The 20,590-nt window shown below is 49.9% G+C and carries 17 protein-coding genes and 1 rRNA gene; all 18 read right to left on the bottom strand.

Annotation, left to right across the window (positions count from 1 at the left end):
* Positions 1–72, bottom strand: a 16S ribosomal RNA gene (locus tag B1728_RS31130); the annotation flags it as partial.
* A gap of 269 nt (positions 73–341) precedes the next feature.
* Positions 342–1,346, bottom strand: coding sequence for a DUF1835 domain-containing protein (locus B1728_RS31125; protein WP_079914314.1), 1,005 nt, complete (start codon positions 1,344–1,346; stop codon positions 342–344).
* A gap of 67 nt (positions 1,347–1,413) precedes the next feature.
* Complete coding sequence (gene ligA / locus B1728_RS31120; protein WP_079914313.1) at positions 1,414–3,432, bottom strand: NAD-dependent DNA ligase LigA; 2,019 nt, start codon at positions 3,430–3,432, stop codon at positions 1,414–1,416.
* 51 nt (positions 3,433–3,483) lie between these two features.
* Entirely contained in the window at positions 3,484–5,826 is a 2,343-nt protein-coding gene (gene pcrA / locus B1728_RS31115) for a DNA helicase PcrA (protein ID WP_079914312.1), read from the bottom strand.
* A gap of 16 nt (positions 5,827–5,842) precedes the next feature.
* Positions 5,843–6,556: a heptaprenylglyceryl phosphate synthase gene (gene pcrB, locus B1728_RS31110; RefSeq protein WP_079914311.1), complete on the bottom strand. Its 714-nt coding sequence runs from the start codon at positions 6,554–6,556 to the stop codon at positions 5,843–5,845.
* 174 nt (positions 6,557–6,730) lie between these two features.
* Positions 6,731–8,671, bottom strand: coding sequence for an ABC transporter permease (locus B1728_RS31105; RefSeq protein WP_079914310.1), 1,941 nt, complete (start codon positions 8,669–8,671; stop codon positions 6,731–6,733).
* Positions 8,646–9,425, bottom strand: a complete 780-nt coding sequence (locus B1728_RS31100) for an ABC transporter ATP-binding protein (RefSeq protein WP_079914309.1) — start codon at positions 9,423–9,425, stop codon at positions 8,646–8,648. The genes B1728_RS31105 and B1728_RS31100 overlap by 26 nt, the downstream gene beginning before the upstream one ends.
* Positions 9,426–9,548: 123 nt before the next feature.
* Positions 9,549–10,622: a sensor histidine kinase gene (locus B1728_RS31095; protein WP_079914308.1), complete on the bottom strand. Its 1,074-nt coding sequence runs from the start codon at positions 10,620–10,622 to the stop codon at positions 9,549–9,551.
* Positions 10,619–11,326: a response regulator transcription factor gene (locus B1728_RS31090; RefSeq protein ID WP_079914307.1), complete on the bottom strand. Its 708-nt coding sequence runs from the start codon at positions 11,324–11,326 to the stop codon at positions 10,619–10,621. Before B1728_RS31090 ends, B1728_RS31095 begins: the two co-directional genes overlap by 4 nt.
* A 238-nt stretch (positions 11,327–11,564) precedes the next feature.
* A complete protein-coding gene (locus B1728_RS31085; RefSeq protein WP_079914306.1) occupies positions 11,565–12,536 on the bottom strand; it encodes a spore coat protein in 972 nt (323 codons plus the stop codon).
* A gap of 23 nt (positions 12,537–12,559) precedes the next feature.
* Positions 12,560–12,802 (bottom strand): hypothetical protein, encoded by a 243-nt coding sequence (locus B1728_RS31080; RefSeq protein WP_079914305.1) that lies wholly within the window; start codon positions 12,800–12,802, stop codon positions 12,560–12,562.
* Between the two features lie 138 nt (positions 12,803–12,940).
* Positions 12,941–13,927 (bottom strand): DUF4340 domain-containing protein, encoded by a 987-nt coding sequence (locus B1728_RS31075; RefSeq protein WP_079914304.1) that lies wholly within the window; start codon positions 13,925–13,927, stop codon positions 12,941–12,943.
* Positions 13,924–15,315 (bottom strand): GldG family protein, encoded by a 1,392-nt coding sequence (locus tag B1728_RS31070; protein ID WP_079914303.1) that lies wholly within the window; start codon positions 15,313–15,315, stop codon positions 13,924–13,926. Before B1728_RS31070 ends, B1728_RS31075 begins: the two co-directional genes overlap by 4 nt.
* A gap of 43 nt (positions 15,316–15,358) precedes the next feature.
* A complete protein-coding gene (locus B1728_RS31065; RefSeq protein ID WP_079914302.1) occupies positions 15,359–16,072 on the bottom strand; it encodes an ABC transporter permease subunit in 714 nt (237 codons plus the stop codon).
* Positions 16,065–17,171: an ABC transporter ATP-binding protein gene (locus B1728_RS31060; RefSeq protein ID WP_079914301.1), complete on the bottom strand. Its 1,107-nt coding sequence runs from the start codon at positions 17,169–17,171 to the stop codon at positions 16,065–16,067. The genes B1728_RS31065 and B1728_RS31060 overlap by 8 nt, the downstream gene beginning before the upstream one ends.
* Before the next feature lie 339 nt (positions 17,172–17,510).
* A complete protein-coding gene (locus B1728_RS31055; protein WP_079914300.1) occupies positions 17,511–17,870 on the bottom strand; it encodes an STAS domain-containing protein in 360 nt (119 codons plus the stop codon).
* A gap of 36 nt (positions 17,871–17,906) precedes the next feature.
* On the bottom strand, positions 17,907–19,658 hold the full coding sequence (locus tag B1728_RS31050) for an AfsR/SARP family transcriptional regulator (RefSeq protein ID WP_079914299.1): 1,752 nt from the start codon (positions 19,656–19,658) through the stop codon (positions 17,907–17,909).
* Positions 19,659–19,855: 197 nt separating this feature from the next.
* A complete protein-coding gene (locus B1728_RS31045; protein ID WP_079914298.1) occupies positions 19,856–20,518 on the bottom strand; it encodes a tetratricopeptide repeat protein in 663 nt (220 codons plus the stop codon).
* Positions 20,519–20,590 lie beyond the last annotated feature (72 nt).

The following is a 20,590-nucleotide window of genomic DNA, read 5'->3' as shown; positions in this document are numbered from 1 at the left end:
GGACCGCTCGACTTGCATGTATTAGGCACGCCGCCAGCGTTCGTCCTGAGCCAGGATCAAACTCTCCAATAAAGTGTCACCGAAGTGACTTATATTAGAGCTTGTCTTAAGCTCAAAATGATACAATGTTATACTGGCATTCAAACATCATTTGTTCAGTTTTCAAAGAGCTTTCAATGTCACTCATTTTGCCGTGACAAGAATTTATCTTATCATAATCGGCATCTTATTGCAACATCTTTTTTTAACTTTTTTTGTTGCGTCATCTCTTCAGGCCTTGCAGCCCTCAGCGGCGACAAAAAGTAATGTACCACAAACGGGATAGGTAATGCAACTATTTTTTAAAAATAATTTTTACCAAGCTGCTGATTGGCTGAATCCCAACGCCAAATCCCTCTTTGTCCATAAAGATGAACCCCGCCTACCCATCGGTTCACTTCGTTTCGTTCCACGAAATCCGCTTGTCCTGACATCACTTGTTCGCCCAAAGGATTCATTCTGACCGTCCATTGCCCGAAGTCGATTGGCCCTTCGCTCATGTAGCCCGGCAAGGGCGGACCTATCACTTCAATGAGAGGCTCCGGTATTAAGTACAGACCCTTTACATAGCCCCAGTACTGTACATCTCCCAGCCCGTAGGAGGGGATTGATTCCGATATATGGCGAAACAAATCCGGCAGCCGTTCCAATCCGGAGCTCAGTCCTTCCAAGGTAGATTGCTCTACACGGCTCAGACCGTTAAAGACCGATGGAAAGCGTTCAAGGTGACACTTCATTGAACTACCCAAAAAAGGCAGCGCTGATGTATCTTCCTTCAAGAGCTTCATTAGATCGCGAGGATCACAGGATGCATAAGCGTTCCAGGCCCGGCCTGCAAGCTCCAGCTGTTCTTTGGATACCGGTACCCAGGTTCCGTCCAGCTGCCTGGTCTGCTGCGGGGTAAGCTGCCCGAGCCCTCTAAAAGGGTGCACATCGGGAAATGAATCTATACAAACAAGGTAAAGATCCGTATTAGCCAGAAGGAACTCATGCTTGTGAAACCATTGAAGCAAATAGATCAGCATGGTCTGATCGAACAAATCGTGCTCAAACCAAAGCACAATGTCCTTATAACGAAAGCAATCTCGGAGCTTACTTTCCTGATCATCCGTATAGGAGCGAAAGACATTGGCAGGAACCCCTCTTGCGTCGAAATAGTTCGACCTCGCTTCTCTTGTCTCATGATCTGTAAAGGTAACCGAAAGAGGCCCTTCGTATAACGATTCCCGCCATACAAGAACCTCTCCCGCTATGCCGCTTTCTTTCAGGGTTGATCCAAAGCTGTCTCCATTCACAATATGAAGCATCCCTTTGATCCCTCCTCGCCTGATTTACAACCAAAGAGGAGGCGTTCCGCCTCCCCCTCAAATAAACTTATGCCATTCCCAGCAGCTGCAGAAGCTCCTGCTCATCGTCAATAATACGAATGCCGAGTTCTTGCGCTTTGGTTAGCTTGCTTCCGGCACTTTCACCCGCAATGACAATATCGGTCTTTTTGGATACACTTCCGTTAATCTTAGCCCCCATAGCCTCCAGCTTTTTGCCGGCTTCATCACGGCTCATGACGGACAACGTGCCGGTCAGAACGACCGTTTTGCCGAAAAACGGATTATCCGTATTAACCACCGCCGGTGCTTCTTCACTAACGGGGTTCACCCCTGCTTGGAGCAGACGCTCAATGCTTCGCTGCATGACAGGATCGCGGAAGAAACCGACAATGCTCTCGGCCACAATCTCCCCGATGTCCTGCAGGGTAACGAGCTCTTCCGTCGTAGCCTCCATAAGCTTTTGAAGGCTTCGGTAATGGTCGGCCAGCACCTTGGTCGTCGTCTTGCCCGTATTAGGAATGCCCAGCGCAAACAAGAACGACGCCAAGTCGCACTGCTTGCTCTTCTCAAAAGCGGCGAGCAGCTTGTTCGCCTTTTTCTCCCCGAACCGGTCCAGCTTGATTAAATCATCGAAGGTCAAGTCATATAAATCGGCAGGGTCGCGAACATCCAGCTCCTGATACAGCTGCTCTGCCGTCATGATGCTGAACGTCTCGATATCCATAGCGTCACGGGATGCAAAATGGGTAATGCGGCCGATCAGCTGAGGCCTACACTCCAAACGGTTCAAGCAGAACAAATGAGCGCCCTTTAGTTCGAGTACGGACCCGCAGGAAGGGCAGTGCTCCGGATAGACAATTTCTTCGCCGTCCTGTTCGTCTGTCGCCTTTCCGAGAATTTCCGGAATCACGTCATTGGAACGGCGAATCAGCACATGGCTCCCGAGAGCATGCTTCAAGTTCTTCCGCTCGATATCGCCGATGTTGTTCAACGTACAGTTCTGTACTGTAACCCCTGCTATGTCGACAGGCTCGACCTTGGCTACAGGGGTAATTTTGCCCGTTCGGCCCACTTCCCAGGATACGGACAAAAGCGTGGTAACTGCCTCTTCCGCCTCGAATTTATAGGCGACGGCCCAACGCGGAAATTTATCGGTGTAGCCGAGCACTTCCCGCGTGCGCATATCGTTGATTTTGACGACGAGCCCGTCGATCAAAAAGTCGAAGGTATTGCGCATCGATAGGATGCTTTCCAGCTCCTGCACGACCGCTTCGATGGAATCGAAAAATTTGACGAACGGGCTCACCCGGAAACGGTTGTCCCGCAGGAAATCTACCATCTCCCGATGGTCCTCAAAGGCCAGGCCGTCCGTATAGCCAACATTATAAAAATAAGCGTTCAGCTTCCGTTCCGCCGTTACTTTAGGGTTCAGGTTTCTAAGCGCCCCTGCAGCCGCGTTACGGGCGTTTTTAAGCGGCTCTGCCGCGGTTTTGTTGTACTCCTCCAGCACGGACAGGTTCATGATGCCTTCGCCCTGAATTTCAATGACGCCTTCATTGTAAGGAATGGTCAGCGGAATGGACCGGATTGTCTTAACCTGAGCCAATATGCCCTCGCCGACCACTCCGTTCCCGCGCGTAGCCGCCTGGACCAGAGCCCCGTTCTCATAAGTCAGGTTGAGGGTCAGCCCGTCAAACTTTAACTCCACGACAAAGGAAAGCGGCGGAAGCGGATTCTCCGGATTGCGGCTGTTGTAGTCGTTAACAAGCTTGGAAGCACGAGTATGCCACGCCATCAAATCGTCTAGATTCTGGGCCTTATCCAAGCTCCACAGCCTTGATCTGTGCTTATGCTCATCGAAACCTTTCAAGAGCTGGTCTCCGACCCTCTGGGTTGGGGAGTCGGGCAGTGTAATTCCCGTCTCCCGCTCCATAGCGACCAGACGGTCGTACAATTTATCGTACTCCGCATCGCTGATGCTTGGTTCATCCTTCGTGTAATACAAATAATTATGATGGTTAATTTCTTCGATGAGGGCTTTCATGGCCTGCAGAGCATCCGTCATATAAAGAAAACCTTCCTCTCCAAATAGAATCCGTTCCCGGGCATTCTAACTTCAGCTTTCCTTGGTAATCGGCGCAAACTTGGCAAGCAGCCGTTTGACTCCGACTGGCGCCGGAAAGGCGATCTGCAGCTCTGTATCATCGCCGGCACCCTTGATTGCGACAACAACGCCGGTTCCCCATTTGCCATGGGAGACTTTATCGCCCATTTTGTAGTCGCCTACCTGCTTGGCTGCGCCACCGCTGGCGGTTGCCGCAGGCCGTGCAGCGGATGAAGCGGCGCCTCCCACGGTAGGCCGGAAGCCGGCCGCTTTGCTCGGCACCGCCGTAGAGGTGCTTCCAGCCCCGGCGGAGCCGAAGCTGCCTCCGTTGCCGTAACGGCCCTCCCGGCTCCCCCAGGAGCTGACCGCCCGGCCGCCGCCTATCGTCCCTCCAGGCGAAGCTGCCTCTAGCAGCTCCTCCGGAATCTCGCTCAAGAACCGGGATGGAGGGTTCATGTTCGTACGGCCGAAGAGCGTCCGCATTCTGGCGCAGGTCAGGAACAGCTCTTGTTCCGCGCGGGTAATACCGACGTAGGCAAGCCGCCGCTCCTCCTCAAGCTCCTCATTATCATTAGAAGCGCGGCTGTGAGGGAACACGCCCTCCTCCATCCCGATGATAAACACGATAGGGAATTCCAGTCCCTTTGCGCTATGCATCGTCATGAGAACGACCGAATTATTGGCATCGGCCGCATCCTCCGCGGCATCGTTCATCGAGTCGATATCGGCAATAAGCGCCAAATCGGTCAAGAAGGAAACGAGCGATTTATCCTCATTGCGCTTTTCAAATTCCATCGTAACGGACAGGAACTCATCTATATTTTCAAGCCGGGCCGTCGACTCGATCGTTTTCTCACGCTGCAGCTCCAGCCGGTATTCCGTGAGCTCCAGCATTTTTTCCGTCAGCTCGGTGACAGATAAATATTCGACCATTCGATTCAGATTGTCGATCATCTCGCGGAAATCACTCAGCGCGTTCTTCGCTTTGCCGCTGATTTCCAGACCATCGATCTCTTCAAGCATCGCGAACATCGAAATGCCTCGTCTGCCTGCCGCCTCCATTAAGCGATCGACCGTCGTATCACCGATCCCGCGCTTGGGTACATTGACAATCCTCATAAAGCTTACATCGTCATCCGTATTGGAAATAAGCCGCAAGTAAGCAAGAATATCCTTGATCTCTTTACGGTCATAGAACTTGATGCCGCCAACGATCTGATAAGGAATATCCGATTTGATCAATATTTCCTCTATAACCCGGGACTGGGCGTTCGTACGGTACAAGATCGCATGCTGGTCGTATCGTTTACCGTTTTTTACATTTTTATTAATTTCATTGGTGATAAAGTACCCTTCTTCATGCTCCGAATCCGCTTGGTAGAAGCGAATTTTATTGCCCTCGCCCTTATCGGTCCACAGGTTCTTGGCCTTGCGTCCGGCATTGTTGGAAATAACCTTGTTCGCGGCATTCAAGATATTCGAGGTCGACCGGTAATTTTGCTCCAGCAATATGGTCGTCGCGTTGGGGTAATCCTTCTCAAAGTTCAGGATATTGCTGATATCCGCACCCCGCCAACGATAGATCGACTGATCGCTATCCCCGACGACACAAATGCGTTTATGCTTGTCTGCAAGCATGAGGCACAGCATATATTGAGCGCGGTTCGTATCCTGATATTCGTCTACATGGATATATTGGAATTTGTTCTGGTAAAACTCCAGCACTTCCGGAACTTCCTTGAACAATTGAATCGTGGTCATAATCAGGTCGTCAAAGTCCAAAGAGTTGTTCATCTTCAGCTTTTTCTGGTAGAGCTTGTACACCCTGGCCACAATGCCGTCAAAATAGTCCCCGATCAGGTTCTCGAGCATTTCCGGCGTCTTCAGCTCGTTCTTGGCCGTACTGATGGCAGCCTGAACCGCTTTCGGCTCGAATTTCTTGGAGTCGATGTTAAGCTCCTTCATGCAGTTCTTGACAACGGACAGCTGATCGCCGGAATCCAGAATAGTAAAGCTGGAAGAAAACCCGATGCGCGATATGTCCTTGCGAAGAATTCTTACGCACATAGAGTGAAACGTAGATACCCAGATGTCCTGGCCGCCGGGGCCCACCAGCTTGCCTACGCGCTCCTGCATCTCTCTGGCCGCTTTATTCGTAAAGGTGATGGCCAGTATGCTCCAAGGGGCTGCTTTTCTCGTGGCTATCAAATAGGCGATCCGGTGCGTCAACACGCGGGTTTTACCGCTGCCCGCTCCCGCCATAATCAACAATGGGCCGTCTACGGTTTCTACGGCCTTCTTTTGCTGAGGGTTCAAGGTTTGTATGGATGCAAATATGTCAAACGTATCGTTCATTGTACTTCAATTCCTTTCACTGCATATTGCTTGCGGCCTTTGCCTCTCTTACCGCTTGTACGGTGGCCAAAGCCTGCTCCGGCTGATCATAGACGACATTGCCCACAATAACGGTATGCGCTGCCGCGGCCGCTTGATAAGCCTTCTCCGGACTATCAATACCGCCACCGTAAAACAATCTCGCGTCCTTCAAGAGCCCCTTCACTCGAGCAACCCATTCCATATTGCCAAACACACCGCTGTATTCCATATAAAAAACCGGACAATGCAGCAAGCGGTCCGCCATTCTGGCATAGGCCTCGACATCCTTGATGTCCAGCTCCGTATTCGCTTCTGTTATCTGCGCTGCCGCGGACTGCTCGTTCAATATCACGTATCCTTCCGTCGCCACTTGGCTCCAGTCCAATAGAGCTCCGTATTCACGAAGCGCTCTCTGGTGATGTCCTACGATCCATTGAGGATTCCCCGCATTCAATACCATGGGAATAAAAAAACTGTCAAAGCCCGGCACAATGGCATCCAGATCGGATACCTCCAGTACACAAGGCACCTCGTATCTTCTAATCCGCGATAAAAGATCTACTGTATTGTCAAAGGTAACCCCTGTAGAGCCTCCAACCATAATGGCATCGGTTCCCGAAAGACATACCTTTTCCAGCCATTCATCCGATATTTCCCGGTCCGGGTCCAGCTTAAACATATGACTCCACTGCTTAAAATCCGAATGCAATGCACGGCCTCCGTTCTTGATTTGGCGCTTTCAAAACGTACTATTTCAACCTTCTCTACAGCTAGTCTATGCTACCGGGAATACCGTGTCAAATCCGTTTTTATCCAATTTTCCCCAACATTTCGCCAGCTTAAAAAGAAAAAGACCAGGAACACTTGTTCCTAGTCCATTTTTCTATTCATGCTTCATTTGTTTCATATAGGCCTGTCGTGTCAGCAGGAAGTAAAACAGCTGCATCACCGCGTAAATCAGCATAATCGCCAATCCGTATTTCCAAACGGAAATACTGACGAGATTACTTAGCGCTTTATAAGCAAACCCGGCTTGGATGCTACCGACCACTACAGGGATAAAGAAGATGAGCCCGATTTGGATATTCGTAATTTTGCGTATTTCCTGCATGGAGACGCCGATCCGGGTTAATGCCTTGTACTGAGCCTGATCCTCCTGCAGCTCCGTAAACAGCTTGAAATACAGCATGCTTCCGGACGCCATAAAGAATAATACGCTGACAAACATCCCGATGAACAGCGTTAAGGAACTGAACTGCTTCATGCCCCAGAAGGCTTCCGTCCGATTGGCGAACCGCTTTTTCTGCTCGGCAGTCAGACTGTCTTCCAGCTCCTTGATGGCCCCGTTTGCGTTTTCCCAGTCCTTCAGCTCGTAACCGATATAAGAGGCTTTTCGCTCCTCCGGCGTTGAACTAAGTATGGATTGAAATTGCTTATCGTTAAGCAGAACGATATAGGTTGCTTCCAATATAGGGTTCAAGATAGCACCGTCCAGCTGGCCGTCCATTCGCAGCGTTAGTTCAGACCCTGCCGCTGTCGTCGACAATAAATCGCCTTTTCCAAAGAGGACCACCTCGGATTCGGAGTAAGGATTGATGATCAGCGCATGACCCGGTTCAACGCTGATGCTGGTCTTGCCACCGCCTTGTCTCTGATTCTGCCTTGCCAAGTCGTTATAAAGGTCATACGGCAAGAGGAGGGCTTTGATCTCCCTGTTATGAAAGGCCTTGATTTGTATAGAGGTAAGAATGCCCGCCGTTTGAATCTGATGATCCACTTGTATCCCTTGACGGGACATAACTTCTTTCACCCGCTCAGGCTCCAAAGAAGCAGGAATGTCAGAGCCTTTAGCCACATAACCGATCGTTTGGGGAAAATGGTCCAGGATCTGCCCCCGAGCGCCTTGATAAAACATGTATACCGACCCGGACGCCGATAAAATAACCGCGCTTAAAATAGATACCGTAAACAGGATTCTGGCATTATCCTTCATTTTGAAGACAAGCTGCGAGATCGTAATCAATTGGATGTTACGATAGTAAATATGAGGCAGCCGCTGCAGCCGTTTCAAGATCGCCACGCTCGCTTGGGTAAATAGAAAATACGTGCCCACCACCACAAGAAAGATAACAGGCAGCATCACAACGACCAGGTTGTTTGGAGTTGTAGTATAAGCAAAGTAATACCCTGTGATAAGACAAGCCGCCGACAAAAGGACAAGCCATTTGGATGAGACCGGCATCGTTTTGGGCTGCTTGGACGCCTTTAACAGCTCAATGACCTGATTCCTGCTCATGCCGACCAATGTAATTAGCGTAATGGCGAAAAACAATACCAGAAAACCGATCGCTGTAATAAATAACGCCTTCGGAACGATAAGAAACCGTATTGGGTTATCCACTTGCAAGAGCTCGGCTAAAGCCATAAAAAACAGCTTGGAGAACAGGGTGCCGAGACCGCAGCCGACAACGATGGATAGGATGGCGATGGCGACATTCTCATACAGCACCAGCCTATTAATTTGGGATCGGGTCATGCCGAACAGGGTCAGCAGGCCGATCTCCTTCTTGCGCGTCTTCAAAAAAGCAAAGCTGGCGTACAGCACGAAGAAAAACGAGAAAATCACGATCAGAAATTCGCAGCCCACCATTCCCTGTCTTACCTTGGCAGCCGCCTGAATCGTTCCGTTCACCACGTCGGGGTGAAAGATAAAGGAGGCATAGATGTAAAAGATCATGACGGAAAACGTGCTGCTCAGGAAAAAAGCGATGTATCGATGCCAATTGCCCTGAATATTTTTAAGAGCGAGCTGTCGAAAAGTCATCGAAGTTCCCTCCCAAATAGCTTAGGGCATCCAGGATTTGCTGGAAGAAGGCCTGCCTGCTGGAGCCTCTGCGAATTTCATTGAACAGCCTGCCGTCCTTTATAAAAAGGATTCGCTTGCAATAGCTCGCGGCAAAAGGATCGTGAGTCACCATAAGAATGGTAGCCCCCCGCTCCTCATTCATTTCCTTGAGCGACTCCATGACATCCTTGGCAGCCTTCGAATCGAGGTTCCCCGTAAGCTCGTCCGCCAGCAGAAGAGCAGGCTGATGGATCATGGCGCGGGCTATGGCGGCTCGCTGCTGCTGCCCCCCGGACACCTCATAGGTGCGCTTATCCAGCAGATGGGTAATGTTGAGCGTTTCGGCAATTTCCTGAACCTTCCGCTCGATGTCAGCCGCTTTTGTATTTTCCAGCACGAGGGGCAGGATGATGTTTTCTTTGATGCTCAGCGTCTCCAGCAGATTAAAGTCCTGGAATATAAATCCGAGCTGCCTGCGACGAAATAAAGCGAGCTGCTTATTATTCAGCTTACTAGGGTTCGTTCCATTGATTTCGATATGTCCTGAAGTAGGCTTATCTATGGTAGCGAGAAGATTAAGAAGCGTCGTCTTGCCGCTGCCTGAAGGCCCCATGACACCGACGAACTCCCCCTCCTGAACCTCAAGCTGTACTTGATCCAGCGCTCTATAGAAGGCATTGCCGTTTTTGGACCCATAGGTTTTGCATAAATTCTCCGTTCTTAATACTGCCATGTACTGGCCTCCTTACGATCACTCTTTACGTAACTGCCTCTAGTATAAAAAAAGGAGGGCCCTGGCTGCTATCGATTCACCTTACAAAACAGGCGGCTTTCTTACAATGTTGTCACCTTTCTATCATGTAAGAATGTCATGAAGCACCGAAGAAGGCGGAAAATGCAGAGTAACCGTCGTTCCCTCCCCTTCGATGGAGGCGATCTGTACGCGATGTCCAAGCTTGCGGCAAAGCTCCTTGACCAAATAAAGGCCCATGCCGGTCGACTCCCCTACCTTCCGGCCATTCTCTCCGGTGAAAAAAGGCTCGAAGACGCGAGGCAAATCCTGCTCCGGGATACCGATTCCCGTGTCGCTAAAAGACGCGCAGACCCCGTCCTTGCCCTTGGACAGCTTGATCTCAAGCTGCTTGTCTGCCGGATCGGCCGTTCTCTTGGCATATTTAATGGCATTGGTGACAATTTGCCTAATGATCACCGCGATCCACTTCTCATCGGTTTCTACAAACCGGACATCAGCTTCGACCGTCAACTTGGGATATACTCCGCGTCGAATGCAGGCCCTCTTATGTTCATTGATGACACTTCGGATCGTTTGCTCCAGGTTGACTTGTTTCACATGCACATCCAGCTCGAACTTCTCCAGACGCGCGGTCTGCAGCATCATATCAAGCCCATGCGCCAAACGGTCGTTCTCCTCCTGGATGCTTTGCAGCACATTCAGCGGAACATGCTCTTCCGAGGATTCTGTCTTCTGTGTCAGAAGATCGATGACGGATACAGGTGTTTTCATCTGATGAACCCACTGTCGAATAAACACATCATGCTGCTCCTGCTGCTTTCTGTATTGCGCCAACCGCTCCTCGCACCCGCTGTACAGCTCATGCATCAGCTCCATCATAATCATTTGTTCCTTTTTCACACCTACTGGCAAGCCGCTGATACGCTCCATAGGCTCATGGTGCTTGCGAATCCCAGACAGCCGGAGAAAGTACTCCCTTTGCCGTACGTAATCAATAAGCAAATAAGCACATACACCCGCTAACGATAAAATAATAATATATACGATATTGTCCGTTTGGAGCGATACCCCCTGTGGTTGCAGAGCCAATTCAACGACGCATAGGGCAAGGGCAATATTCACCAAATAAATGATGATATAGCCTAGCCTGTCCGATATAAAGTCTATTCCTCTCACTTCGTACTCCCCCAGGATGTATTAAGCCGGTAGCCCTGCCCGCGTACCGTTTCTATGGCTTTGACTATGCCGAGCTCCTCCAGCTTTTTGCGCACACGTGTTACGTTCACAGTTAAAGTGTTATCGTCCACGAAATCAATATCGTCCCATAACGCCTCCAGCAAAGTTTCGCGCGTCACGATTCGATCCGCATGTCTCGCCAGACAATTCATCAATAAAAACTCGTTACGCGACAAGTCCATTTTGACTCCGTTCCACTCCATCGTGTTTTTGGAGGTATCCAGAATCAAACCCGCTACATTCATAGTATCCCTCGGCATTGGGTTCGCTCCCGCATATTCTCCGTAGGTTCTTCTCAGCACGCTTTTTACCTTGGCAATGACCACATCCAAATGGAACGGCTTCGTAATATAATCGTCACCGCCATTCTCGATAGCCATCACCTGATCCATCTCCCCGACGCGTGCGGATAAAAATATAATAGGCACATTCGACACGTTCCGGATTTGCCGGCACCAATAAAACCCGTCATAATGCGGCAGGTTAATGTCCAGCAATACCAGATCCGGCTTATGTGTCATAAATTGCTGCTTGATATCCCGAAAATCAGTCGCTCTCTGCGGCGAATAGCCATACCGCTCCATATACGATTGCAAAATCGATGCGATTTTATCGTCATCCTCCACAATAAGAATCCGATACAAGGAACACACCCCACTAATAAAGCATTTTTTTCAACCAGTTTCATTATACTTCTTTCCATGGGTTGCAGCGAACGAAAGAACCCCGCGGAGGGGGCATTGTTGTTGAAAACCTATAGAGCTTGAACTATTGCGAATATATTCCAATAGGCTTCGAAGCAAATTCCGGTGTTGGGGAGAGCACAAAACTATAGAAAACCCCTGCAATATATGCAGGGGCCTTATGATACCCTCGGGAGTATTACATGAACTTTCCGCTGCCGAAGGATGACGATTTATCATGAGAAGCAGACAAGGAAGAGGAGGTGCTGGACTGATCGTCGGAATCGTGCCAGTCAAAGCTGTTGCCGCCACGATTACTTGCTGTTTGTGCCGCATTGCTGCTTGCTGCACCAGCGTTATCATCCGTCCAGTTGTAGCTGTTACCGCCTCGGGAATCGGATGCCGTTACAGCCGAGTAAGACTCATTACCACTGCCATACTTGGCAGTAGAGGACCCGCCCAGAGACTGCGTGGACGTGCCAGTAGCTGTACCTGCCGACGTTGTTTTGTAAGCCGAGCCGGTATACTCATTGGCGATGCTTTGCGTAATCGGATTTTGATTCTGGCTCATGCCGGTCATCCCGCTTCCCGCGGTGCTGCCGAAGCCCGCGCCCTGGCTGTGTATCGAGCTGCCGACGGACGAGCCGTAAGCGGAACCGAAGCCCCCTTGTCCATACCCTTGTGTTTGAGAAGATGGCTGTTGGTAAGCCCCCGAACCCATTCCCGCATAACCGCCTGCTTCATAACCGGAAAAAGACGGCTGCTGCTGAAATTGAGGGTTCGCGCTATACATCGGCTGCTGCTGGTACATGACGCCTGCATTCATATTGGCGCTCTGGATCGAACGTTGAACGATGGATTGCAGCTGCTCAACCTTCTGAACCTGCTGCTGAATCTCTTGATAAACCTCCTGCTGATTCGCCAATTGTACAGAACCATATCCGTTCAATTGGGATAAAACCTGATATAATTCTGCCTGCTCCTGCATTGTTCTTTGGGACAAGCTTTGGAACGTTTGGCGGACCGCCGGGTGGGTTGCTTCCAAAGCGGCCGTCGTGTATTCACGAGCCGTACGCTTCAGCTCGGACAAAACCAGGTTGCCCCAATCCTGCTCTTGAAGCGGCGTATGCTGATGGGTCGGTTGATTCATATAATTTTGCTGTTGATACATCAGATGTGCACCTCCTGCGTCATTTAGTGAGTCATTTGCGTTTGCTGCTGCAGTGTTCTAAGCAATTGATCGGAATGATGCAGACGATCCTGGGCAATCTGCGCCAGCTTCTGCTTCAGCTGCGGAGACTGACAGTCCGCCAATCCGTGGACGGCCAATTTAGCCAGTAAATCTTCGTTTTTCAAGCTGTCGGTTATGTACGCCAATTCCTTGGAGCTGACCGTGTTCATACCTTGCTGCTGTTGCTGCCCTTGCTGAGTAAACATCGATTTGTCCTCCTTTCGTTTTGACAAGTCTAGGTTGCCCAAGATGTGGAAAACTATGTGCAGGATCTTTCCAAAGTTGGGATAAAAAAATCGCCCTCCTCCTGTAATAACAAGAGGGGGCGATAAGCCAAGCCTTGATTATTGGGATTGCGACGGTTCTGCCGATGGTGATGGCGATGGCGACTGCGCCGGTTGTTCAGGCGGTTGAGGAGGCTGCTTATACTTATCCGCCAGCTCCTCGATCGAGGTTACAGGCAGGGAGTACGCCCATTGGCCGCCTTGCTGGGTAAGCCACAGGTTATCCTTATCCACCTTGCCCAAGTAGACTACCGTAGTCTCTTTATTGGACGCATCGGCGTATTTAACCTCCAGCCGAAGCTCCGGTGCATCCATCTTCACCTGATCCGCCGGTTTGGCAAGCTGTTCGGTCGACAAGAACTGAACTTTATCCAGATAAGAGCTGGCATCAGAGCCTTTCAATTCTTTATCGCCCAGCTTCCAATTCGCTTCGTAGGATTTTTTATCCGTGTCCGCCTTCGTCAGCGTCCACTTCTGTCCCTTCCATTCCACGGTGATGCCTCTTACCTGCTCATACTCCAGCCGGATCGGGCTTTTCTCCATCAAATCCAGCTGGGTCTTGGCAAGCGACTTCACTTGGGAATCACTGATTTTAAATACCTCGGGAGAGCCGCTGAGCATGGCATAATCATAACCCGGAACGAGCATCGCGTTGCCCACGCTAAGCGTTTGGACGGTGCCGTTGTTCAGCTTCACCGAAAACTGCTGCTGCGGCTTATCCAATCCATACTTGGTCAGCTCTTTCCCTTCCGCGTCAATAGTCGACTCTTTGGTTAGCCCGTTAAAGGAATCAATCCAGCCTTTGGCGCTGTATTCGTTCAAGGGTTGTGCCGACGGCTTGGTCATAGTCCATTTACCGTCTTTCTGCTGCATTTCGATCTCGGTATCTCCCGTTTTGATCGTGTAGCTCGCTACATCCTGCTGATTGACCTTGGCAAGCGATGCAGCAGGCTCCTGCTTCTCCTTGAAAAAGTCCTTGCTGGATGCATACCAGAAACCGCCTATGCAAATGAGTACCAGTATGATCGTCGGAATGAGCCTCTTCATCCTTTTCTCCTCCTCCACCAAATCGTGCCGCCCACGATGAGGAAGAGTAACGGGAACACTAATACAGTGCCGTAGAAAATGGTTAATGCTTGACCTCCGGTAATCATCGCAGGCTGCTGTTGATTTTCACGCGGACGAATCGTCACTTGTTCTTTTTGCTCCTGCAGCCAGCCTACGCTGTTCAAGGCAAAGTCGCGATTGCCCTGCTGCTGGAAGAAGTCATCCCTTAAGGACGTGAAGCTGCCTAATATAACGGCCTTAGGCTTGCTGTCTTTGGTCTCAACGACATAACCCAAATTCAGAGGCCCTTTGATATCCTTGTCGTCTTTGCTGGTTTTTCCTTTAACCAGCCCGGATAAATCCGTCTCGCCGTAGGCAGAGTCGGTCGTCTTCAAAATGCTGGTCGCCTTGTAATCAGCAGCCGCAGGGTCTGCATTCAAGGAAACGGCCAGCCCCATTTGCATGAGCAGGTTATTATCCTGCAGCTTGTTGGTGATTTCATGATACCCGTACTCAGGAATAATCGTGAGCGGAGATACCAATCGGCTTTGCTTCGAATCTACGGCTACGGCATGCTGGTCCGTAATGCCATATTGGGCCATGATCGAATCCAGATTTTTCCATGACGTCACCATGTTTTCCGTAAAGCCAAGCGTCATGTACAGCTTGCCGTTGCCTTTTAGATATTCCTTGATAACCTCGGCTTCCTTGTCGCTCAGATCGTTTTGAGCGCCGATGATGAACAGCGCCTGCGCATCATCCGGAATTTTACCCTCGCGAAGCAGGTTCAGGTCCTTCACTGTATAGTTCTCGTTCTCTAACGAGCTTTGCAGCAAGGTCATTTGGTTTAGCGGCGTTTCATTGTGCCCGGACAAGAAATACACCGTTATTTTGTCCTTGACGTTCAAATTCACCAAGGCTTGTGTCAGCTTCTGCTCCCCGCTGAACTGGTAATCAAACTGGGATTGTCCCGAGCCCTGGAACATGTCGTAATAATTGACCATCTTCTTCTGGGTGCCGCTCTCGACGACCAAGACGCCGGAAGGATCAATCCCTTGATACTGATTGGCTATTTCCGGGTTCTTCTCCATATCATACTGGTCAAATACGATTTTACTGCTGCGTTTTTTATATTCCTGCACCATATCGACGACTTCACGATTCATAGTCAAATTCGTTTGCGAGCTGGTAAACGCAATAATATGAACATCTTTGTCGAGTGATTTTAACGTGTTGATCGTCTGGTCGGATAAAGTGTATTGTTTATTTTGCGTTAAATCGACCTGCAGCGACTTCGTAGAGTTAAGAAAAATCGTCAGGACGATGAAGATGCCGATTACCGCAAGCGATAACACGACCGCATTCGTTCCGCGAATCCACTTATTCAATTGCCTTTCCCCCTTCTCGCCTTGCGCCTTCAGGCAAAGCCGGTTATCTCCAACGTTTTCTTTCAAGCACCTGTATGCTCAACACAATAAACACAATGGCCAGCGTCACGTAAAAGAGAATGTCTGCAAAATTCAACACACCCTTTTGCAAGTTGCTGCCTCTGGTGACGATAGAGAAAAGACTGAGATATTCTTTGGCCCGTCCCGTAGCAACGGTATCCCCCAGCCAATCGATCGTCCAAAGCACAAGCAGCATTCCGATACCCGCCAAGCCGGAAAGCATTTGGTGGGAGGAAAGCGTGGATGCAAACAAGCCAACCGCCATCATGGCCGCTCCGAGCAGAAACATGCTTAAGAACGAAAGCCACATGACAGGCTGATCGATCTTACCGTACGAGCTCATAATGAGAGGATACAGCAAGCATCCTACGACCAGAAGCAATTGAACGACGACGGCGGCCAAATATTTGCCGAGAATAATTTCTGTAATGCTGGCCGGTGAAGTGAGCAGCAGCTCATCGGTGCCATGCCGAAGCTCGTCGGAGACAAGACGCATCGTCAAGAAAGGAATCACGAGCAAATATAGGAAGCTGACCGGGCTGGTCACCATACGCACGTCGATCATCATGGAGTATAAAAAGTTCGAGCTGAACATGTACCCTACAATTAAGAAAAAGAAGGCAAACGCCGCATAGGAGGTCGGCGAGTAAAAATACATTTGCAGCTCCTTCCTGCAAATCGCCCAAGTTCTACGCATTCGGGGTCACCTCCTCCTCTTGTGCCGCGGCCGACTCGTTGTCGGAAGCTTCCGTCGCTTCATTGGTTGTCAGCTTGAGGAAGATGTCCTCGAGACTCAAGCTTTCTTTCTTCATCGACAGGATCGGATAGCGCAGCTCCGCCATGCGGTAGAAGATCTCTTCGCGAATGTCCGCGTTATCCTTCGCGGACACAAGCACTTTCACGGTCGGCTCGACCGTGGATGCAGGCGCAGGCGCGGCCGTAGGCTCAGCCTGCGTGGCTTCTGCGCCCGCGGCCGGCTCGGGCGCAGCTGTGGTCTCCGCGGCCGGTGCAGCGGCCGCGGGTTCTTCCGCCAGCGGCTGCACGCTGGCGATGGCGGACATGCCGCGCAGCTCGGCCAGTATGGCCTGGCGCGGCCCTTTGACCTCGAGCGAGACTTCGAACCGCTCGCCCATCGATTGAGCCAGCTGATCGGGATGGCCGTCCATCACGATGCGGCCTTGGTTAATAATCAATACGCGGTTGCACAGCGCATTAATTTCCGGCAAAATGTGCGTACTCAGCAGCACCGTATGGTTCTCGCCCAGCTCTCGAATCAGCTGGCGAATCTCAATAATCTGCTTCGGGTCCAGGCCCGAAGTCGGCTCGTCCAGCACTAGCAAATCCGGACTGTGCAGAATGGCCTGCGCCAATCCCATCCGCTGCTTGTACCCTTTGGACAGCCCGCGAATAATCTGCCGTTCACGGCCCTGCAGCCCAAGCCGTTCAATAACTTCTCCGACGCGCTTTTTCTGTTCTCTTCCGGGAATCCCGCGCAAATCGGCAATGAACTTCAAATAGGCTTCCACCGTCATTTCCGGATATAACGGAGGTGTTTCAGGTAAATATCCGATCTTTTGTCTGGCCTTCTTCGGATGATTGGCCATAGATAACCCGTCGATCGCAATGGATCCCATCGTAGGATTCAAATAGCCGGTGATCATCCGCATCGTAGTCGTTTTTCCTGCGCCGTTCGGTCCCAAAAAACCAACGATCTCGCCACGGCTCATGGAAAAATCAATGTTGTGGACCCCTCTTTGATTCTCGTACAGCTTACTTACCTGCTTTACCTCAAGCACGCATGAAACCCTCCATTCGAAACGAAATATGCGCCTACTTAAGCCATTTCCATTATGACAACTGCTTAACCCCCAACAATATACAAATAAAACAATAAAAGCAGCTTAAACCAATCTGAAAATTAGCTTAAAAAAATGTGTCTAAATTGTGAACGAGCATATGGTATTTTGCACCACATAAGTTCTTGCCACTGTCCTATAGGAGCTACAATGCAAAAAAAGACCTATCCATTAGGATACGTCCAAGACGGGTATGAGTAGAATTTTCTTCGGCCGGCTTAGATAAAAGGCAGCCTCTCTGACGAACCGTATTGTAAAATCAACCGTTGAAGTTTGAAGCTACGAAATGTCCTCCAGTGATTTCAATCTTCGCATCAGCGTATATTCATCCGGATAAATCATCATATGCTGAGTCAGTCCAATGAGGCGGAAAAGCTTATGATACTGCTCCGACAGGCCATATGCAAAGGTCTGATACTGCCCTTCTTCGCCGTACTGCGCCAGGCGGACTAACATCGTGATTCCGGTGCTGTGTATGAAGCTCATTTCGCTAAAGTTCAAAATGAGCGTGCGTCTTCCGTCACCCAATCCTTGACGCCAATCACGATGACGAAGATATCGTTCCTCCGCATGCTGATCCACCGCTCCCGCGAAGTCAATAATCAGCGCCGATCCCTCTGTTCTTATTCTTAAGCTCATCCCGTTTCAGCCCCCCCCATTTTGGTGTGCCATGACTCATGAAGATGAGAAGGATGTGTTCATATCCGGGCTCGGATCGACACCGAATTCCTCCATGCATATTTTCTCCCACTTGCGATAATAGATTAATGCTTCCTGCTTCCTGGAATTCACCACATAGAGCTCAATAAGGCCCTGATAAGCTTCCTCCTGGGTAGGGCATAGTGCGATCCAGTTCTTATAGTAGGCTTCCGATAGATCGTACTGAGAGTGATCTCTGGCTTCTCTTGCCAATCGCTTCAGCGCTGCCGCCTGCTTATCCTGGAGAGAAGTCCTGTATCGCTCCGACCAGTCGGCATAACGGATTTCCGGAGCAAATTCCCTGTACATGGCAGCAGCCTGTTTATACAGATCAATGGCTTTGGAGCGAAAGAGGTCCCACCCCTGGTCTGCTTCACGCAGCAGAGCCTCATACAGTTCCACATCCGTTTCTTTGACCAAATGCTCTTGCAGCCGTACGAGCCCATCCTTTAAAATAACCGCCTGCTCGAAGCCCAGCTCCTTTTTCAAGGTCTGCTTCAGTTGATGGACGATGACGTACAGCTGATTGGCCATTTTGTCCACATACATCGATCCGAACAAGTCTTCCATCATCCGCTCTTTGGTAGCCGAAAACTGGGGCTGCATCAATAAATAGACCAGCAGCTCCACCGCCTTTTTCCTTTTCCAATCCAGATCCTGTCTTTCATGTGAGCCTTGTACGAACCTCAGCTTGCCGAACAGCTGGACTTTCCAGCTCAAGGCGCTTGACGACTCCTGATGCTTCTCTTGCTGTTGTATCCATTGTTGATGCCATGGGTACCTCGTGATATCGGCGGCCGCTCTAAGGCAGTGCCAATATTCATTTACAAGATGGTGTTGTCGATCCATTTTCGCACTTTGATATAGCAAGCCGTACGCTTCAAAACGGATGAATAAATCGCTTCCATACTGTTTTACAATGCCCTGAATCCTTTCCCGCTCCTGCTCAGAGAGTGAAATACCTTTGAAAAGAGAAGCTCTGCATTCATTCAATATGCAGCCGGCCCGGTGTTCGTAGGATAAAGCATGCGAATCCACTTGCTGCAGCCATCGAACGGCCGACTCCCAATCCCCCTGCCTTATACAATCCATACTTCGCAGAACCTGATGATTCGGCTCCCATCGACCGTCCAGCCTTGCCTGCTGCTCTGCAAACAAATGAATAGAAGCCATCTCCTGATCGGAAAGGGGCACCGTTCGAGCGGCTGCTATGTCCAGACAGGCCTGTATTGCTTCCCCGAGCTGCCCATGCCGAATAAACCGTTCCTTCGCAGCTAGTCCGAACTCTTTCTCTCTGGCTGGATCTCCGATCAAATAGGCTCCCTTAGCCAAAGCCATACACGCTCTCCCGTCAAGCTCATCCGGCTGTCGATCCCACTGCTCCTTCAAAAAGACAAGGATCGTTTCGGCATCCCGAAGCTCACCCAGCCTTACATTTATCATACAGAGAAGGGAGAGTGCCGAATTCAGCCTGTGTGCATGGGTTTGCTGGGCAAAGCCTCTCACGGCCATGCTTGCCGCGGCCCTTGCTTCCGTTAAGTTTCCTTCATGAAAATAGCTTGCGGCCTGCTGCTCTAATAGTAAGGGGGAGTTTTGAAGCAAACGAACTGGAATTTGCTCCAATACGTTCCTATCCACTGAATCTCCATTCAATACACTGCGTTCCATTCGCAAAATGATATGGGTGTAATCCTCTGGGCTCACATTGAATATAGGTCTATGGTCCATATATAATCACTCTCATCAAATAAAAAATAGTTCTTAGGACTTGTAAGATCAATTCGACAGCCATACTGTTATTCCTTCTTGATCTATGAGAAAAACTTTCTTGAAGATGGGCCTTGTTTTACGCGAAGTTTATCACTTCAAAGAAAAGTACCTTTTCCCCTTTTCCTATGCGAAAAAAAGAGAGGTACCCCTCTCTTTTACTTTTCCAAATCGGCAAGAAGCTGTTCCAGCTCGGTACGACCTTGACTTCCTTGGGGAGACTTCTGTAAATAAGCTTTCAAAGCCTGCAATGCTTGGGCACGTTCATTTTGCTTGACATAGGAAAGGGCTATAAAACGATTCGCCTCAACATACTCTGCGTCATGAACCAAGGGTTGAAGCACCTCGATAGCCTGCGCGTAGTTCGCCTTTAAATATAACAGCTGACCCTTTTTAAATAGCAGCTCCTTGTCCTTTGGATCCTGCTTCAGCCCGTCATTCACCGTAGTTAAAGCATCGTCATTCTTTTGCTGCAGCATATAAACAGCCGTCATATTGTTGTAGGCTTCCTTCAGTTGGGGAGTCTTCTGAACGGCCTTTGCATAGTGGACGAGTGCCTGATCCATGTTGGACTGCAATCGATCGATATTGCCAAGGGCAAAATCATATTTTCCCTCCGCGGGTTCCTTCGACATTCCCGTTTCCAGCTTCTTTCTGGCTGCATCGAGCTTCCCTTGTTGAATCAAGGACAGGGCTTCCGCATAATCCTGCGCATCGGCGTGTACAGGTTCGTTCGGCTTGGTCAGAGTGGGGTAAATAAACCAAGCGGCTGCAATAACAAGGATAGGGATAAGGATCAATGCCAGCTTGTTTTGATTCATGTTGCCCCCTATATCGGTTACGTTTATTTACATGAATGGCGAGAAAGATGAAAAAAGAGTCAACCCGAAGGT

The sequence above is a fragment of the Paenibacillus sp. 32352 genome (assembly GCF_002042965.1).
Classification (GTDB): Bacteria; Bacillota; Bacilli; order Paenibacillales; family NBRC-103111; genus Paenibacillus_S; species Paenibacillus_S vulneris.
This window is presented reverse-complemented; position numbering and strand designations above follow the sequence as displayed.

Excerpts from the sequence above, each read along its gene's own strand:
- B1728_RS31065 (WP_079914302.1), bottom strand. The coding sequence starts at position 16,072 with ATGCGTAGAACTTGGGCGATTTGCAGGAAGGAGCTGCAAATGTATTTT.
- B1728_RS31125 (WP_079914314.1), bottom strand. The coding sequence starts at position 1,346 with ATGCTTCATATTGTGAATGGAGACAGCTTTGGATCAACCCTGAAAGAA.
- pcrA (WP_079914312.1), bottom strand. The coding sequence starts at position 5,826 with ATGAACGATACGTTTGACATATTTGCATCCATACAAACCTTGAACCCT.
- B1728_RS31055 (WP_079914300.1), bottom strand. The coding sequence starts at position 17,870 with ATGAGCTTAAGAATAAGAACAGAGGGATCGGCGCTGATTATTGACTTC.
- B1728_RS31045 (WP_079914298.1), bottom strand. The coding sequence starts at position 20,518 with ATGAATCAAAACAAGCTGGCATTGATCCTTATCCCTATCCTTGTTATT.
- ligA (WP_079914313.1), bottom strand. The coding sequence starts at position 3,432 with ATGACGGATGCTCTGCAGGCCATGAAAGCCCTCATCGAAGAAATTAAC.
- B1728_RS31050 (WP_079914299.1), bottom strand. The coding sequence starts at position 19,658 with ATGGACCATAGACCTATATTCAATGTGAGCCCAGAGGATTACACCCAT.
- B1728_RS31075 (WP_079914304.1), bottom strand. The coding sequence starts at position 13,927 with ATGAAGAGGCTCATTCCGACGATCATACTGGTACTCATTTGCATAGGC.
- B1728_RS31085 (WP_079914306.1), bottom strand. The coding sequence starts at position 12,536 with ATGTATCAACAGCAAAATTATATGAATCAACCGACCCATCAGCATACG.
- B1728_RS31100 (WP_079914309.1), bottom strand. The coding sequence starts at position 9,425 with ATGGCAGTATTAAGAACGGAGAATTTATGCAAAACCTATGGGTCCAAA.
- B1728_RS31105 (WP_079914310.1), bottom strand. The coding sequence starts at position 8,671 with ATGACTTTTCGACAGCTCGCTCTTAAAAATATTCAGGGCAATTGGCAT.
- B1728_RS31080 (WP_079914305.1), bottom strand. The coding sequence starts at position 12,802 with ATGTTTACTCAGCAAGGGCAGCAACAGCAGCAAGGTATGAACACGGTC.